The 14940-nt window shown below is 57.0% G+C and carries 15 protein-coding genes; 5 read left to right on the top strand and 10 right to left on the bottom strand.

Annotated features, from left to right (window positions below):
* Positions 1–298: 298 nt before the first annotated feature.
* The gene (locus AC19YQ_RS08320) at positions 299–919 is read left to right on the top strand and encodes a DedA family protein (protein WP_133079092.1); all 621 of its coding nucleotides are present in this window, start codon (positions 299–301) and stop codon (positions 917–919) included.
* Here the strand turns inward: AC19YQ_RS08320 and AC19YQ_RS08315 are convergent.
* Entirely contained in the window at positions 897–2135 is a 1239-nt protein-coding gene (locus tag AC19YQ_RS08315; RefSeq protein WP_500594918.1) for a sterol desaturase family protein, read from the bottom strand. The two genes, AC19YQ_RS08320 and AC19YQ_RS08315, sit on opposite strands and share 23 nt — an antisense overlap.
* Before the next feature lie 108 nt (positions 2136–2243).
* Here AC19YQ_RS08315 and elbB point away from each other — a divergent pair, with 108 nt between their 5' ends.
* A complete protein-coding gene (gene elbB / locus AC19YQ_RS08310) occupies positions 2244–2909 on the top strand; it encodes an isoprenoid biosynthesis glyoxalase ElbB (protein WP_339477024.1) in 666 nt (221 codons plus the stop codon).
* On the opposite strand, the gene AC19YQ_RS08305 is transcribed toward elbB, so the two are convergent.
* Both AC19YQ_RS08305 and srmL read right to left on the bottom strand, forming a co-directional pair.
* Positions 2910–3362, bottom strand: coding sequence for a YaiI/YqxD family protein (locus AC19YQ_RS08305; protein ID WP_500594917.1), 453 nt, complete (start codon positions 3360–3362; stop codon positions 2910–2912). It abuts the gene before it with no gap.
* Between the two features lie 65 nt (positions 3363–3427).
* Positions 3428–4567, bottom strand: a complete 1140-nt coding sequence (gene srmL, locus AC19YQ_RS08300) for a PheS-related mystery ligase SrmL (RefSeq protein ID WP_500594916.1) — start codon at positions 4565–4567, stop codon at positions 3428–3430.
* Positions 4568–5056: 489 nt separating this feature from the next.
* Here srmL and AC19YQ_RS08295 point away from each other — a divergent pair, with 489 nt between their 5' ends.
* Positions 5057–5980, top strand: a complete 924-nt coding sequence (locus AC19YQ_RS08295) for a CgnE/CgnB domain-containing protein (RefSeq protein WP_500594915.1) — start codon at positions 5057–5059, stop codon at positions 5978–5980.
* 97 nt (positions 5981–6077) lie between these two features.
* Here the strand turns inward: AC19YQ_RS08295 and AC19YQ_RS08290 are convergent, their stop codons facing one another.
* The 4 genes from AC19YQ_RS08290 to AC19YQ_RS08275 form a co-directional block, all read right to left on the bottom strand.
* A complete protein-coding gene (locus tag AC19YQ_RS08290) occupies positions 6078–7976 on the bottom strand; it encodes an FTR1 family protein (RefSeq protein WP_500594914.1) in 1899 nt (632 codons plus the stop codon).
* Between the two features lie 66 nt (positions 7977–8042).
* Positions 8043–8675 (bottom strand): LysE family transporter, encoded by a 633-nt coding sequence (locus AC19YQ_RS08285; RefSeq protein ID WP_133079284.1) that lies wholly within the window; start codon positions 8673–8675, stop codon positions 8043–8045.
* Positions 8676–8780: 105 nt separating this feature from the next.
* The gene (locus tag AC19YQ_RS08280) at positions 8781–9338 is read right to left on the bottom strand and encodes a mechanosensitive ion channel domain-containing protein (RefSeq protein WP_133079285.1); all 558 of its coding nucleotides are present in this window, start codon (positions 9336–9338) and stop codon (positions 8781–8783) included.
* Positions 9338–11248, bottom strand: a complete 1911-nt coding sequence (locus tag AC19YQ_RS08275) for an ATP-binding cassette domain-containing protein (protein WP_133079286.1) — start codon at positions 11246–11248, stop codon at positions 9338–9340. Before AC19YQ_RS08275 ends, AC19YQ_RS08280 begins: the two co-directional genes overlap by 1 nt.
* A gap of 50 nt (positions 11249–11298) precedes the next feature.
* Here AC19YQ_RS08275 and AC19YQ_RS08270 point away from each other — a divergent pair, with 50 nt between their 5' ends.
* Complete coding sequence (locus tag AC19YQ_RS08270; RefSeq protein ID WP_500594913.1) at positions 11299–11763, top strand: TIGR02444 family protein; 465 nt, start codon at positions 11299–11301, stop codon at positions 11761–11763.
* On the opposite strand, the gene AC19YQ_RS08265 is transcribed toward AC19YQ_RS08270, so the two are convergent.
* Complete coding sequence (locus AC19YQ_RS08265) at positions 11760–12689, bottom strand: AlgP family protein (RefSeq protein ID WP_500594912.1); 930 nt, start codon at positions 12687–12689, stop codon at positions 11760–11762. The two genes, AC19YQ_RS08270 and AC19YQ_RS08265, sit on opposite strands and share 4 nt — an antisense overlap.
* Positions 12690–12937: 248 nt before the next feature.
* On the opposite strand from AC19YQ_RS08265, the gene AC19YQ_RS08260 reads away from it, so the two are divergent.
* Positions 12938–13603, top strand: a complete 666-nt coding sequence (locus AC19YQ_RS08260) for an FKBP-type peptidyl-prolyl cis-trans isomerase (protein WP_500594911.1) — start codon at positions 12938–12940, stop codon at positions 13601–13603.
* A 59-nt stretch (positions 13604–13662) separates the two neighbouring features.
* Here the strand turns inward: AC19YQ_RS08260 and rsd are convergent, their stop codons facing one another.
* A complete protein-coding gene (gene rsd, locus AC19YQ_RS08255; protein ID WP_339477006.1) occupies positions 13663–14133 on the bottom strand; it encodes a sigma D regulator in 471 nt (156 codons plus the stop codon).
* 191 nt (positions 14134–14324) lie between these two features.
* On the bottom strand, positions 14325–14852 hold the full coding sequence (locus tag AC19YQ_RS08250; RefSeq protein ID WP_339477004.1) for a disulfide bond formation protein B: 528 nt from the start codon (positions 14850–14852) through the stop codon (positions 14325–14327).
* Positions 14853–14940 lie beyond the last annotated feature (88 nt).

Raw genomic sequence — 14940 nt, 5'->3', positions numbered from 1 at the left:
AAATTGTTTCCAGAGGCACCGGCATGTGGGAGCGGGCTTGCTCGCGATGGCATCACCCGTGCTTGCCTGCCAGGCCGCATAGCCCCCATCGCAGGCAAGCCAGTCCCCACAGGTTTGAGGCAATAATCACCTCGCGCATGGTTATAGCGCCTTGCCATGAACACTAGATGACAACGCTAATGATGTAGGTCAAATACACATGATTTGTAGGATTTGTTAACGCTAAGTCACATTTCGATACTTTCCCGAACGTCCCTTAAGGCGTAGGCTGCGCGTTCATTTCGCCAGCATCCAGACAATGCTCCAACAATTTCTTCAAGAATTCGGCTACTTCGCCCTGTTTCTAGGGACGTTCTTTGAAGGTGAGACCATTCTGGTTCTCGCAGGCTTCTTGGCGTTCCGCGGATACATGGACCTCAAACTGGTCATGATCGTGGCGTTCCTCGGCAGTTATGCCGGTGATCAGCTGTGGTACTTCCTGGGGCGCAAGCACGGCCGCAAACTGTTGGCGCGCAAACCGCGCTGGCAACTTATGGGCGACAAGGCTCTGGAGCACATTCGCAGGCACCCGGACATCTGGGTCTTGAGTTTTCGCTTCGTCTACGGCCTGCGCACCGTCATGCCTGTGGCAATTGGTCTGTCGGGATACCCTCCTGGCCGCTACCTGCTGCTCAACGGGATTGGCGCGGCCATCTGGGCCATCGCCCTGGCCACCGCCGCCTACCACTTTGGCGCCGTACTCGAAGGCTTGCTGGGCAACGTCAAGAAGTATGAGCTGTGGGTGCTTGGTGCCTTGCTGCTGATCGGCCTGTGCCTGTGGGCCCGTCGCCGCTTCAAGAATGCGCGCCTGGCCAAACAGACTGCACTTGAAGAGAAGAACAAGACCAGCGTTGAGGTCAGCAACCCGCCAGCTGAGTGATGCGGTTTCGGCACATGTAGAGCCCCATCACGCTCAACACGGTGTAACTGAGCAGGCCGACCCAGCCCAATGCGCTGGCCGGCCACAGCCCCGCCCAAGGGGCCAGCCAGACCAGTGACACAGCAAGCGCCAGGCGCAACCACTCAAGCTTCAGCGCCCAGGGGCGATTCTCCAGCCCGGCACCCAGCACGAACAATCCCAACGCCATAGCGCCCCATCCCAGCATCAATGCCGGGGTTGGCAATGTCTCGCCCACGTTCAGCAAGTAACTGCCCAGCGCCACATAAACCGCGAATTGCACCGCGATATACAGCTGCTGACGCAATGGCAACGCGATCTCGAACTTTTCGAACTGGCTCAAATCCGGTTTACCCATCGGGTAGTTCATCGCCACATCCGCCGGGCGCCAGCCCGTGGGCATGAACCAGATTCGCAGCTTGTCCCGCCAGCGTTGGGTACGTCGTGCATCGGCCAGTAACTGGCCATAAAACTGCCAGTTTGCCCACAGTGGGTTCCAGCTTTTCAGCGGTGTAGTCACGCCATAAATAACCGGCTCTGCGTCGTCCTCTTCCTGGAAGGTGCCAAACAATCGGTCCCAGAGAATGAACACACCCCCGTAATTACGATCCATGTAGAGAGCATTCTGCCCATGGTGAGCCCGATGATTGGAAGGCGTCACAAAGAACCACTCGAACCACCCCAGTTTGGGTACATGCCGGGTATGGACCCAGAATTGATAGAGCAGGTTAAGCGTCGCCACAGTGGCAAACACCAGCAGCGGCACGCCCAACACTGCCATCGGCAGGTAAAAGACCCAGCCGAACACAAACCCGGTACTGGTTTGGCGCAGGGCGGTGGACAGGTTGTAGTCTTCACTCTGGTGGTGCACCGAGTGCGCGGCCCACAGCACATTGCGCTCATGCCCGAGACGATGGTGCCAGTAGTAGCAAAAGTCGTAGAACACGAAAGCAAACAACCAGACCCACAGGCTGTCTTCCGGCAGCTGCAGCAGTGCCAGATACTTCAGCGCCAGCGCATAAGTGATCAGCCCTACGCCTTTGGTCAGCAAACCGGTGGTGGTCGACAGCACGCCGGCGCTCAGGCTGCTGATGGTGTCTGCCAGGCGATAAGTACGCATCCCGCGCCAGCGGTCGGCCAGCAGCTCGACAGCAATCAGCACAAAGAAAAACGGAACTGCATACAGAATCAGCTTCATGGCACACCCCGACCGACGATCCATCAAGCGTAGGCGGACTTAGTGCGAAACCCTATGGCATCAAGCGCCAAATCAGGCGACATTAACGCCATGAACAAGGAGACCGACATGACCACCAAAAAAGTTGCCGTCATTCTTTCGGGTTGCGGCGTCTATGACGGCGCCGAGATCCATGAAAGCGTGATCACCCTGCTGCGCCTCGACCAACGCGGCGCCAAAGTGCAGTGCTTTGCACCCGACATTGCGCAACTGCACGTCATCAACCACCTGACCGGCGAACAAATGCCCGAGACGCGCAATGTGCTGGTGGAATCAGCACGCATTGCCCGAGGTGAGATCAAGGATGTTCGTGAAGCCAGGGTCGAAGACTTTGACGCCCTGATCGTACCGGGCGGGTTTGGCGCAGCCAAAAACCTGTCCAGCTTTGCCACTGAAGGCGCCGCGTGCACGGTCCAGGCTGACGTTCTGCGGGTGGCCGAGGCCTTTGCCGAAGCAGGCAAACCCATTGGCCTGATGTGTATTTCCCCCGCCATCGCCGCCAAGATTTATGGCCCTGGCGTGATCTGCACCATCGGTACGGACGCCGATACCGCTGCGGCAGTCACCAAGATGGGAGGCTCCCACGAAGAGTGCGAGGTGTCGGAAATTGTCGAAGACAAGGCGCGCAAACTGGTGAGCACACCGGCCTACATGCTTGCCACATCCATCAGCGAAGCAGCGTCCGGCATCAACAAGATGGTTGATCGGGTGCTGGAACTCACTCAAAAGAACTGATCAGCCCCGCGCCAGCCGCGTCAGGATGCGGTCAAGAGCATTGGCGAACGCCTGTTTTTCGCGTTCGCCATAGGCGCCTTGCCCGCCACTGACCTGACCTTGCTCTCGCAGATCGGTAAACAGATTGCGCACCGCCAACCGCTCCCCCATGTTCTGCGGATCAAACTCCTTGCCCCGCGGGTCCAGCGCCGCCACGCCCTTTTTCACCAGCCGGTCGGCCAGGGGCACATCACTGCAAATCACCAGCTCACCGGGCACCGCGTGCTCCACCAAGTAGTCATCCGCCGCATCCGGGCCGCTGGGCACCACAATCAGTTTGACCAGTGCGTAGGTCGGCTTGATCTGGCTCTGCCCCGCCACCAGCAGCACCTCGAACTGACGCTTGAGGGCGAACTTGATGACCTGATCCTTCGCCGCCTTGGGGCAAGCGTCTGCGTCGATCCAGACACGCATGGGGGTAACTCCTGAAAAATGGGCTAAGGCTATCACCTGCAAGCCAATCAGAATGGAGTACTGGCTCAGCCTTTGATCCTGTAGCCTCCACCCACAGCGCCTTCATGCAATGCAGACTGAATACGCTCATACAATGCATTGGCTTCTAACGTAGTAATGGAACGCGAACAGTCCCGCAATATCACCCGCAACAAAACGTTTTCTTGCCCGGGTAACAGCCCGAGCCGTTCAATCGCCTGCACAGGCAATTCATCCATAGCCCAGCGCCCTTTGACTTGCATTTCTTCAATCCAGGCCGAGCGATCACCTGCAGCAAGCAACATCTTTTCGGTCAGCACCTCTTCACTCAAGCCCGGCGTCACTGCAAGGGAGATATCACGTGTGATGCAAGGCAACCGCGAAACGGCCTGCCAGGGTTGCAAATCATACATCTGGGCCTGAACGCGTTCATCAGGATCCCGTAGCAAGCGAATATCGGGTATGCCCTTGCGTAACATGGTCAGGCGGTCCAAGCCCATGCCCAATGCCAGACCACCATGCCTGGCAGGATCAATACCCAGTCTTTGCAAAAGCGAGGGTGCAATACACCCACGCTCAAGCACTTCGACCGGTTGCTCCTGCGAGATCAGGTTTACCTCGATTCCGCCTTCGGTGTAGTGGTGCGGACTGTCACTGTATACCCACGCCATGTTGGGTACGGCACACTCAAGGATGTCACCCACCAGTCTCAGTAAATGCGTACGGGTTGAGAGTGCTGGATCACCGAGCAGCCAGATATCCATCTGATGTGGCTCAGCACAGTGCCATCTGTCGCGGCTATCGCGCCTGAATGTAATACCGGGAGCCGCCAACAGGATGATTTCCCCTGCTTTACGGTCCTGTGCGACTCGCTGCAAAGCCCGTGGGATTTGACTGGTAGTTTGAGTACGCAACAGCGAATGCTCATCCACCCAGCGCGTATGCTCACTGCCTAACGTGACCTCTGCAGGGTCATAGCCAAGCAATCCATAGTTCTCTTGCGCCGAAACAATTCGCGGGCCTCTCAGGATCTGGCCAGCAGGCCAACCACGGCTCACCAGGCCCTCAAGTACCTCACTTAACAAAAGCCCGATGGCATGCGCTGGATTATCCACTTCTGTGAGATCACAAAGCTCAAGAGCATTGCTGACCGAAAGTGCACAAATATACTTTTTTGACGAAAGCATAACGACTCCTCGCCTGGATTACGGCAAATACCAATAAGTATTAAACAGAGTGCAAAATCTAGATCAAAAACGCTTTAACTCACAACAGAGAAACAATAAAAACCCTGAGAACAAGCCAAATATCAGACAATGCCTACATAAAATTCCTACACTAATATCCGAACTTGCTAAATGAGGTTAATACAATAGAGAAACAATATAAAAACACATGAAACATCACTTCAACCTGCCAATCATTAGCCCTAACATAGCAACCTCCTGACGCGCTCAGGCATCCAACATACATTTATTACACTGCACAGCGAGGATAAATAATGACTAACTCAACGCTACCAAAACCAAAATTAAACCGAACCACATCTGACCCGGACAACTTCGGATGGGCTCCACTTGCCTGGGCTTTCCAGCCAGATTGAGTGGGTAATATAGACATGTGAGCGCCAAAACAAAGCAGACATATCAATTGGCGCCCACTTCCCATTAGAGGGCATGCCTGTGCCTGCGAATAACTTCCCTTTCAACTTAAAAGACGCGTGGATCGTCTCCGACAACAATGATTTTCTCCAAAGGTGTATTGCTCAAGGCTTTAATGCACAATCGCTCAATGACATAGCGTTTCTTCCAGCACAAAGTATCGTCTTTGCCTTTTGCAATGAAGCCGCCAGGCACACATTCAAAATTGCTAAGCAGACCCCTGCCAGAAAAAGTATTTTTTGTGCGGTCCACGTTTTTGAGTCGTCCGTCAGAAGTGCACTCTATGGGCTGGATCTTATCCTGAAGAGTGACTTTGACGATGCACTCCAAAAACAGCGGCTTGTCTTGACGCAGCTTGATACCTACAGGGAGTTCAGTTTGGACGGGAGCAATTCCAAGGCTCGCGTCACTATTTCAAAGCAGGCCATCCCATACGCCATGATCGAAGAAGATATAAACAATGACTTTGTACACTCAATAGCTGAATTTTTTGAAGTACACTATGCCCACATGAATTCACATGCACCTTGCCCCTTCCAGTTTAATGGGCACCTGACAATCTCTGGCATTCTCACCGTACTTAGAAAGTCTTCCACATCAACGGACATCGCATTAAAGATAGCCCTTGAACATCTCACCCGTGATGTTGCACACCACACCGCACTCTTGACGGTGGAAAACAATATCCTCACTTCATTCCGGGTCAACGATACAGAACACAAAGAATTACTAAACTGTGCGGCCGGCGCACGAGGGTTAAAGCTCACGGAGTTTGCAGTAGGGGTGAATAATGCTATAGCACCGTTTATTGATTATCGTATCAACTCTCAAATGAACGAAGGCATTAGCGGAGTGCATGTTGCATTAGGTGATGGCTCGTCGGGGTATCACATCGATTTTCTAAGCCCTGGTGTGGTGTTCACGCCCTCACCAGGGTAATCAAGCACAATAGCGCAACAACTATGTCACGCCGAATGGCATTAGCCGCTGGCAAGCCACACAGTAAGTATGTGGCTTACCACAACTGCTCGGATGCTTACGAAGCCTGCACCCGGCGCTTTTCCGCCATTTTGCTGCGACTGTACAACACGATAATCGCCACAATGGCGACCGCCTGCGCAGCCAGCGAGTAGGCATCCGCGTGAATGCCCAACCAGTCGAAGTCAAAGAACGCTACAGGCCGCGTACCGAAGATGCCCGCCTCTTGAAGTGCTTTCACGCCATGCCCGGCGAATACGACCGACAGGGCGCAAAGAAGGGCCGCGTTGATGCTGAAGAACAGCGCCAATGGCAATTTGGCCGAACCGCGCAGGATGATCCACGCCAGCCCCATCAGTAACACCAGCGCCGTGGCGCCGCCCGCCAATACGGCGTTATGACCCGCAGGCCCGGCTTGCAGCCACAGGGTCTCGTAGAACAGGATCACTTCGAACAGTTCGCGGTACACCGAGAAAAACGCCAGGATCGCAAAACCAAAGCGCCCGCCACCACTGACCAGACTGCTTTTGATGTAGTCCTGCCACGCAGCCGCATGGCGACGGTCATGCATCCATACGCCCAGCCACAGCACCATGACGCTGGCGAACAAGGCCGTGCACCCTTCAAGCAGTTCGCGCTGGGCGCCGCTGACGTCGATGACATAGGCGGCCAGCGCCCACGTAGCGAGACCTGCAACCAGGGCCAATCCCCAGCCAATGTTGACGCTGCGCACCGCAGACTGCTGGCCGGTATTGCGCAGGAAAGCCAGGATCGCGGCCAGGACCAGAATCGCTTCCAGACCTTCGCGCAGCAAAATCAACAGGCCCGAGATGTAGCTCAAGGTCCAACTCAAGCCATCGCTGCCCAGCAGCCCGGCTGACTCTTTAAGCAAGGCCTTTGCGGCATCCAGACGCTGCTCGACTTGCTCGATCGGTAAGCCGTCCTGCAATGACTGCCGATACGCCATCAGGGCTTTCTCGGTGTTCTTACGCACGTTGGCGTCGACGTTATCCAGCGAGCTTTCAACCAGCTCAAAGCCTTCCAGATAAGCCGCTACCGACAGGTCGTAGGCTTGTTCGCGGTCGCCGGCGCGGTAAGCCGCGAGGCTTTTGTCCAGGGTAGCGCTGGTGTAATCGAGCAACTGCGCCGGACCGCGTTTGACTTGCGGCGGCTGCGCCCGTTGGGCACGGAAGGTCGCCGTCGCCTCGGGGCCTTCAGCCGCCAGCACTTCATTCGGAGTTTGACGGGCAAGATCCGCCAGATTGTAGGTTTTGTCGGCCTTTGCCGCAGCCGGGTCAGCACTCAAGCCTGCGATGTAAGTGGCCAGGTCCCAGCGCTGACGCTCGTCCAGCTGATCGGCAAACGAAGGCATATCAGTGCCTTCAACACCCAGGCCCAACGTGTTGTAGATCGCGTAGAGGCTCAACCGGTCAAGGCGTTGTACGTCGCGCAGGTTGGCCGGAGGCGGCGTCATCCCAAGGCTGGCGGGACCATCCCCGGCGCCGGTTTCACCGTGGCACACCGAGCAATGCTGGGCATATAACGGCGCGCCACGGGTTGGGTCCGGGGTGATGGCAGGTGCCTGGCTGACCTCGTAGGCCACAGCCAGTCTGGCACCCAGTTGCCGCGCCTCACGGGCAACGGCAGTGCCGTCCTCACGCTTTTCGATGGCGGCTTGCAAGGCGTTCACACCCCGAGCCAGCTCGGCTCGCTCAGGGCGCTCTGGCAGGCCCTCAATCAAGCCCTTGAGTACGGTCAGGAACTCCAACTGCTCGCGGTACTCGGTTTCATCGATGACCTTCCCGTTCTCAACGGTAGGCGGATAGTCCGCACCGATGTAGTCGATCAGGTGCAGCGCTTGTGAGGCGCCTTCCGGGGAGTTGGCAGACACCGTAAGGCTGCACAACGCGAGCACTGGCAACATCAGCCAGGCAAAAAAACGCGAGCGGGCGGTCATTGATAAATCCGGATGGAAATGAGAAGTAACACATTGTTCACTTCCAATGACCGCGACTCAAGATGTTTAGGTCGTAGCGCGATGCAACGTCGCAAGAAAACCTGCTGCGCCCACAAACAGGCCTGCAAAGGTGCGGTTCATGCGGCGCTGTTGCTTTGGGGTGCGCAGCAAACGCAGGACCTTGGACGCCAGCCCGGTGTACCCGGCCATCACGATCAGGTCGACGCAGATCATGGTTGCGCCCAGCGTCACGTATTGAGACACCAGAGGCGCAGTAGGGTTTACGAACTGCGGCAGGACCGCGAGCATGAAAACAAGCGCCTTGGGGTTGCTGACATTGACCAGAAAGCCGCGAAATATCAGTGCCAGTGGTTTACCGATGGGGCGTACAGCCGCGTCATCGCTAAGGTCCGCCGGGAGGGCGCGCCACTGTTTGACGGCCAGGTAGACGAGATAGGCCACACCAAACCATTTGATCGCGTAGAAGGCAGTGGATGAGGCGGCCAGCACTGCACCCACCCCGGCGGCGACAATCGCAATCTGCAACGCCAGCCCCAGTTGCAGGCCCAACGCGTTCCAGTAGCCACGCCAGAAACCGTATTGAAGGCCGCACGACATCGAGGCAATCGCCCCTGCACCGGGCGACAGACTGATGACCCAACAGGCAGCAAAAAAGGCCAACCACGTTTCCAACGACATCGCACACCTCGGACAAGATCTGTAACAAGTCCTTTAAGCTAATGCGTTGGTTGAAAATTGACCACTACTTTTTATAGCCGCTGCCACAGGTGGATAGCGGTGCCTTTAAAGGTCGCTTTCACGCCAGCGACGGACCGAGCGCTGAAAGAACAGGCTGTTGGGGACTTGCACCATGCTGCTGCCACTACCGGCTTCGGCGGGCTCGATCAGGGTGGTGTAGAGCAGGTTGATGGCCACGACCCGACCTTTGACGCCCGGCTTGTCGAGGGTATCGAGGAGTTCCACGATGTCGCCAATGCGAAACGGGCCCACCGTGAAGATCAGCACCGCGCACAGCAAGTTGGAGAGCACGCTCCACATGGCGAAGAAGGCAATCGCTGCCACGGCCACAAAACCCGAGAGCGCAGTCCACAACACAGTGGCCGATACACCCAGGCGCTCCAGGACGACAATCACCGCACTGCCCATGATGAACCAGCGCAAACCGCCCCGCAGCGGCATCATGAGCTGCGGCGGAAACGGGTAACGCTCGCCCAGCCGAGTCAGGAAACGAGCCACTACGCGCTGAGAGAAATAACCGGCCAGCAGAATCAGCAAAATCTGCAAGCCGATCCACAGCGGTGCAATGAATTCGGCTGGCAGAGGTAAGTGCAGGGCTTCCATCAGGACAGGGCTTCCAGTTCCGCTTGCATGGATTCAAGCAGCTCCAGAGCTTCCATCCAGCGCTCTTCCAACTGACCTTCGAGCACTTTGAGCTTGGCCTGTTCAGCCAGCAGATCTCGCAATTCGTCTTTGCGTGCTGCTTCGTAAACCGCGCTGTCACCCAGGCTGGCTTCGATCTTGGCCAGCTTCTCGTTGACCTTGCCCAGTTCGCTCTCAAGCTTGTCGGCTTCGCGCTTGTGCGGTGCCAGTTGCTGGCGCAACGTTGCGGCAGCCTGACGCTGGGCCTTTTTGTCGGTCTTGTCAGGGTTGACCGGCGTGTTGCTGGCCGGCGCGTTGCGCAAACGGTAGTCAGCCAGCCAGCGGGCATAGTCTTCGAGGTCACCGTCGAATTCTTGCACCTTGCCATCAGCCACCAGCAGGAATTCATCCGTGGTGCTTTTGAGCAAATGCCGATCGTGAGACACCACCAGCACTGCACCGCTGAACTCTTGCAACGCCATGGTCAGCGCCAGACGCATTTCGAGATCGAGGTGGTTGGTCGGTTCGTCGAGCAGCAACAGGTTCGGTCGACCCCAGGCGATCAGCGCCAGCGCCAGGCGGGCTTTTTCGCCACCCGAGAAGTTCAGTACCGGCTCGTCGATACGCGCCCCACGGAAGTCAAAACCACCGAGGAAGTCGCGCAGGGTTTGTTCACGCTCAGCTGGAGCCAGGCGCTGCATGTGCAACAACGGACTGGCCTTGGAATCCAGCGAGTCGAGTTGATGCTGGGCAAAGTAGCCAACCACAAGGTTTTCGCCACGGGCCAGTCGGCCCGACAGCGGCTCCAGCTCGCCCGCAAGGTTTTTGATGAGGGTCGATTTACCCGCACCGTTTGGCCCGAGCAAGCCAATACGAGCGCCCGGAACCAGTTGCAACTTGACCTTTTCCAGGATGGTTTTATCGCCATAACCCAGACGTGCATCGGACAAGTCGAGCAGCGGGCTGGAGAGTTTGACCGCTTCACGGAACACGAAGTCGAACGGCGAATCCACATGGGCCGCGCTCAGCTCTTCCATGCGCTCCAGTGCCTTGATCCGGCTTTGCGCCTGACGGGCCTTGGTGGCCTGGGCCTTGAAGCGGGCGATGTAGCTTTCCATGTGCGCACGTTGCGCCTGCTGCTTCTCGTAGGCCTGTTGTTGCTGGGCCAGACGCTCGGCACGGGCACGCTCGAATGCGCTGTAACCACCGCGATAAAGGGTGATCTTGCGCTGGTCGACATGGGCGATGTTATCGACCACTGCGTCGAGAAAATCCCTGTCGTGAGAGATCAGCAGCAAGGTGCCGGGGTAATTCTTGAGGAAGTCTTCGAGCCACAGAATGGCGTCGAGGTCCAAGTGGTTGGTCGGCTCATCGAGCAGCAATAGATCCGACGGACACATCAGTGCCTGCGCCAGATTCAGGCGCATCCGCCAGCCACCGGAGAAGTCGGCAACCGGGCGGTCCATTTGTTCGTTGGTAAAACCCAGCCCGGCGAGCATTTTGCGGGCACGGGCATCAGCGGTGTAGCCGTCGGCGCTGTCCAGCTCAGCGTGCAGACGTGCCTGTGCGGCGCCATCCTCGTCGGCTTCGGCCTTGGCCAGGTCGGCTTGCACTTGACGCAAGCGCAGATCGCCATCGAGCACGTAGTCGATCGCGATGCGGTCGAGGGTGTCGATTTCCTGCCGCATGTGGGCAATCCGCCAGTCGGCCGGGAGCAGACAATCCCCGGAATCAGGCGTCAACTCACCCAGCAGCAAGGCGAACAAAGTGGATTTACCGGCGCCATTGGCGCCGACCAGACCGGCTTTGTGGCCGGCGTGCAGGGTCAGCTCGGCGTCTTCTAGCAGACGTTGCGGACCACGCTGTAAAGTCAGGTTCTGAAGTCGGATCATAATGGCGGCGGAGTCTACCAGCTTCCCTCTCAACTGGCGCGAATTGCACTATGCAGACTGACCTGTGGAATTACTGTTTGAACCTCTACGCCCGCCCCGGTGTAGAACCGGCGTGCCTGCACTTGCAGAGCCAGGGCCTGGATGTATGCGTTTTGCTGTGTGCGGCCTGGCTTGAGGAGCGTGGCGTGGCCTTCGATGAGGCGCGCCTGGGGCAATTGAAAGCCTGCGCCGGGCCATGGCAGCGTGAGGTGGTGCAGCCCTTGCGACTATTGCGAACACACTGGCGTGAACCGGCGACACGCGACGATGCGCTGGCGGCGTTGCGCGTGCAGATCAAGTCACTGGAACTGGAAGCTGAGCGGACATTATTGCAGCGTCTGGAGTCGGTGACTCAAGGCTGGTCACTCGCGCAATCGCAAGAGACTTGCGGTTGGCTGCAGAGGATGACTGGCGATGCTGGCCACCCTGATTGCGACGCGCTGCACACGCTGCGCGCCGCAATCAACAACGCTTAAGAAGCGCTGGAGGGGGTGGTAGCCGAGTTTGCTGCGGATGCCGGGGTTGGCGTTGCAGCAACAGCCGTCGTAGCGGCAGCGGGCGCTACAGCAGGCTTGGCGGGGGTGGCAGCAGGCTTGGCTGCCGGCTTGGCCGCTACGGGCTTTTTAACGGCCGGTTTTGCAGCGGCTTTTACTGCAGGCTTGGCAGCAGCAGGCTTGGCGGCAGCAGCAGGTTTGGCAGCCGCTGTTTTAGCCACGGGCTTGGCAGCCACTTTCACAGGCGCTTTAACTGCAGCCTTGGCTGGCGCTTTGGCGGCAACCGGTTTAGCCGCTGCGGGCTTGGCTGCCGGTTTGGCGGCAGCTGTTTTAGCGGCTACGGGTTTAGCTGCTGGCTTGGCGGCTGCAGTTTTTGGCGCAGGTTTGGCCGTGCGAGCGGCAACCGGTTTGGCCGCAGGCTTGGCGGCCACTTTGGCAGCAGCTTTTACCGGGGCTTTAGCGACTGCCTTGGCAGCAGGTTTTTTCGCAGCTGACGCGGGCTTGGCATCACGCGTAGACAACGCTTTGCCTACCGCCTCTTTGACCCGGCCAATGCCTTGGGCCAACTTCAGGCTTTCTTGAGCATCGCGCTTGAGTTGCAGGATATAGGTGCGCGTTTCGGTTTGACGATCCTTGAGCGAGTCGAGCAGTTGCTCAAGCTCTTTGACGCCCGACTTGGCTTTGGCTTGAGCCTTGGATTTGCCAGCATTGGCGGCGTCCTGCAGTTTGGCGCGGGACTTGTGCAGTTTTTCCTGCGCTTTGCCGCGCTGCTTTTCAAGCTTGGCGAGCAATTTCTCAGCATCAGCCAACGCTTGGGAACAAGCGTTTTCCAAATGCTCAAGCAGACTGCCTGAGAGCTGTTGGAGCAAGTGCAACGGCGTATTAACGGGCTTCTTATTGGCCGACATGGTTTACCTCCTGGCTGAAGTGAGTGCGGCTCATACTAGACCTCTGTAACTACCGCCGCTAGGGCATGTTGACACTAAGGATAGCTGTGCGTTGCACGACGTCGAAAAACTTGTGCTGGATCAATCTTTAACCATCACAACGGCTAATTTTTGTGGGTGGTTCAACGTTATCCAAACCCCCCGAATAAATCATCGCCGCACGCTTTAGCGCTGGCATAATCCCTCGCATATCACGCCGGAGAACCACCATGCCGCGTTACTTCTTAATGACGTTGTTGTGCCTTGCGCCTTTGGCTCATGCAGCCCCGGCTCCATCCCCCGATGCCGCGCACGACCTGGCCTACAGCCTGGGTGCCAGCCTGGGGGAGCGCCTGCGCCTGGAAGTCCCGGATCTGCAGATAAAGGCATTGGTCGAGGGCCTGCGCACGGCCTATCAAGGCAAGCCTCTGGCGCTAAGTGATGAGCGTATCGAACAGATATTGATGCAGCATCAGGCCCAAACCGACAACACGCAAATTCCGCCTGAAAGCGAGACTGCAGCCGAGCCTGAACGTGATTTTTTGCTGAAAGAAAAACAGCAGCCTCAAGCTCGCGAGCTGGCTGACGGAATCATCCTGACCGAGCTCAAACCCGGCAAGGGGGCAAAGCCTGACGCACAGGATTCCGTCTACGTGAGTTATATCGGCCGCCTGCCCGATGGCACAGTGTTCGACCACAGCACCCAGCCCCAATGGTTTCGCCTGGACAGCGTCATCGCTGGCTGGCGCAGCGCACTGGTGCAGATGCCCGTCGGTGCGAAATGGCGATTGGTGATCCCCTCCAGCCAGGCTTACGGGGCTGAGGGTGCAGGGGATTTGATCGAACCCGATACGCCGCTGGTGTTTGAAATCGAGCTGTTTTCTATCCGCAAGTGAATGCTCGAAAACGAAAAACGGTGCGCCATTGCGCACCGTTTTTTTGACTTGCCCACGGCTTAAGCCTGAGCGGCTTCTTTCTGTTTGTGCGCGTTGTGCAGCACTTCAATCAGGCAATCTTCAAGCTCGAAACGCTCATCCAGCAAAGCGCCCAGAACTTTGATTTCTTCTGCCAGCTTATCGCAGTCAGGACGATGGGCCTTGCCGTCGCAATGATCGTTGAAAGCCAGGGCGGCTTCGGTAATCACGTTGATCCGCGGGTAAATGGTCTCGGCCAGGGCAAGACCACGCTCATCATTGAAGGCCTGTGCCTCCTGATTCAGCTGCTCGTAAATTTCGAAATGGCCTGCGGAAACATAGTCGACCAGGATCTGGCAAAACTCTTTTTGAGGCCCACGCTTGGGGTTGTTTTGCTGATCGATCAGAGCAGCATAAGCACTCACAAGTTTACGGCGCTCATGCAACCAGCGATCAACCAGTTGGTGGACGCCGTTGAATCGTTCCTGAGCACTCTCACATCTTTCGAGCATGATGATCTCTCTTCCCTTGTGGGCCCATGCCACCCGACTTCAGCCGGGCCTGTGTGAACCAAAACCTGCGCGATTGCACCGGCATTGGGCGGCATAACTCCAGTAATACGTGCGGGCCAGATTATGCCCGCACGGCAACTGCTTCAAGGTACGTATGAGAGAAAATTCATACAAGCGTTTAATCCTGACTGCTACGTTACGTCGCAGCCACGGCGTAATTTGCCAGCGCGCATTGAGCGCGTAATCTGGAAAATACTCACCACGAGCAGACCGATAAAGGCCAGCAGGCTTAACTCGGGAACGCTCAAATCAAATATGGTCCAGTGAATATGAGTGCAGTCATCGCTGCCCCGATAGATCATCGAAAAAAATTCGCCGGGCGACATGCTGTGCCAGGCACAGGTCAGATCCGGCTGACAGAACATCAACTGTTCAGGCGCCAACACTTGCAGCCTGACCTGCCTCAAGGCACTCGCAGCGCCTCCAAGCGCCAGCAATGTGGAGGCAATGGAATAACACCACAGACCCAAACGCCGTGGGCCGTGCACAAAAGCCAACAGGTTGACGAGACAGAATCCCAGCAGGAAAAATCGTTGAACCTGACATAACGAACAGGGCTTTAGCCCGGGGCCATACTCCAGATACAGAGTTGCACCCATCACCAAGGCGCCGATGAGAAAGGCCAAAAAGAAAATTAAACGTGAGCCTGCCAAAAACATGGCTTTTCCGTAACAAATGAGACAGTTGGTTACGGTAGATGAAAGCCATTGGCCCTTTCAAGATGGGCCTGAGCGGATACTTCTTGAA

This window comes from Pseudomonas sp. MF06569 (assembly GCF_059862735.1).
This window is presented reverse-complemented; position numbering and strand designations above follow the sequence as displayed.

Coding starts and splice junctions, on each gene's coding strand:
- AC19YQ_RS08285 (WP_133079284.1), bottom strand. CDS start 8,675: ATGTCGTTGGAAACGTGGTTGGCCTTTTTTGCTGCCTGTTGGGTCATC.
- AC19YQ_RS08305 (WP_500594917.1), bottom strand. CDS start 3,362: ATGCGTGTCTGGATCGACGCAGACGCTTGCCCCAAGGCGGCGAAGGAT.
- AC19YQ_RS08265 (WP_500594912.1), bottom strand. CDS start 12,689: ATGTCGGCCAATAAGAAGCCCGTTAATACGCCGTTGCACTTGCTCCAA.
- AC19YQ_RS08295 (WP_500594915.1), top strand. CDS start 5,057: ATGCCTGTGCCTGCGAATAACTTCCCTTTCAACTTAAAAGACGCGTGG.
- elbB (WP_339477024.1), top strand. CDS start 2,244: ATGACCACCAAAAAAGTTGCCGTCATTCTTTCGGGTTGCGGCGTCTAT.
- AC19YQ_RS08315 (WP_500594918.1), bottom strand. CDS start 2,135: ATGAAGCTGATTCTGTATGCAGTTCCGTTTTTCTTTGTGCTGATTGCT.
- srmL (WP_500594916.1), bottom strand. CDS start 4,567: ATGCTTTCGTCAAAAAAGTATATTTGTGCACTTTCGGTCAGCAATGCT.
- AC19YQ_RS08275 (WP_133079286.1), bottom strand. CDS start 11,248: ATGATCCGACTTCAGAACCTGACTTTACAGCGTGGTCCGCAACGTCTG.
- AC19YQ_RS08260 (WP_500594911.1), top strand. CDS start 12,938: ATGCCGCGTTACTTCTTAATGACGTTGTTGTGCCTTGCGCCTTTGGCT.
- AC19YQ_RS08270 (WP_500594913.1), top strand. CDS start 11,299: ATGCAGACTGACCTGTGGAATTACTGTTTGAACCTCTACGCCCGCCCC.
- AC19YQ_RS08320 (WP_133079092.1), top strand. CDS start 299: ATGCTCCAACAATTTCTTCAAGAATTCGGCTACTTCGCCCTGTTTCTA.
- AC19YQ_RS08290 (WP_500594914.1), bottom strand. CDS start 7,976: ATGACCGCCCGCTCGCGTTTTTTTGCCTGGCTGATGTTGCCAGTGCTC.
- AC19YQ_RS08250 (WP_339477004.1), bottom strand. CDS start 14,852: ATGTTTTTGGCAGGCTCACGTTTAATTTTCTTTTTGGCCTTTCTCATC.
- rsd (WP_339477006.1), bottom strand. CDS start 14,133: ATGCTCGAAAGATGTGAGAGTGCTCAGGAACGATTCAACGGCGTCCAC.
- AC19YQ_RS08280 (WP_133079285.1), bottom strand. CDS start 9,338: ATGGAAGCCCTGCACTTACCTCTGCCAGCCGAATTCATTGCACCGCTG.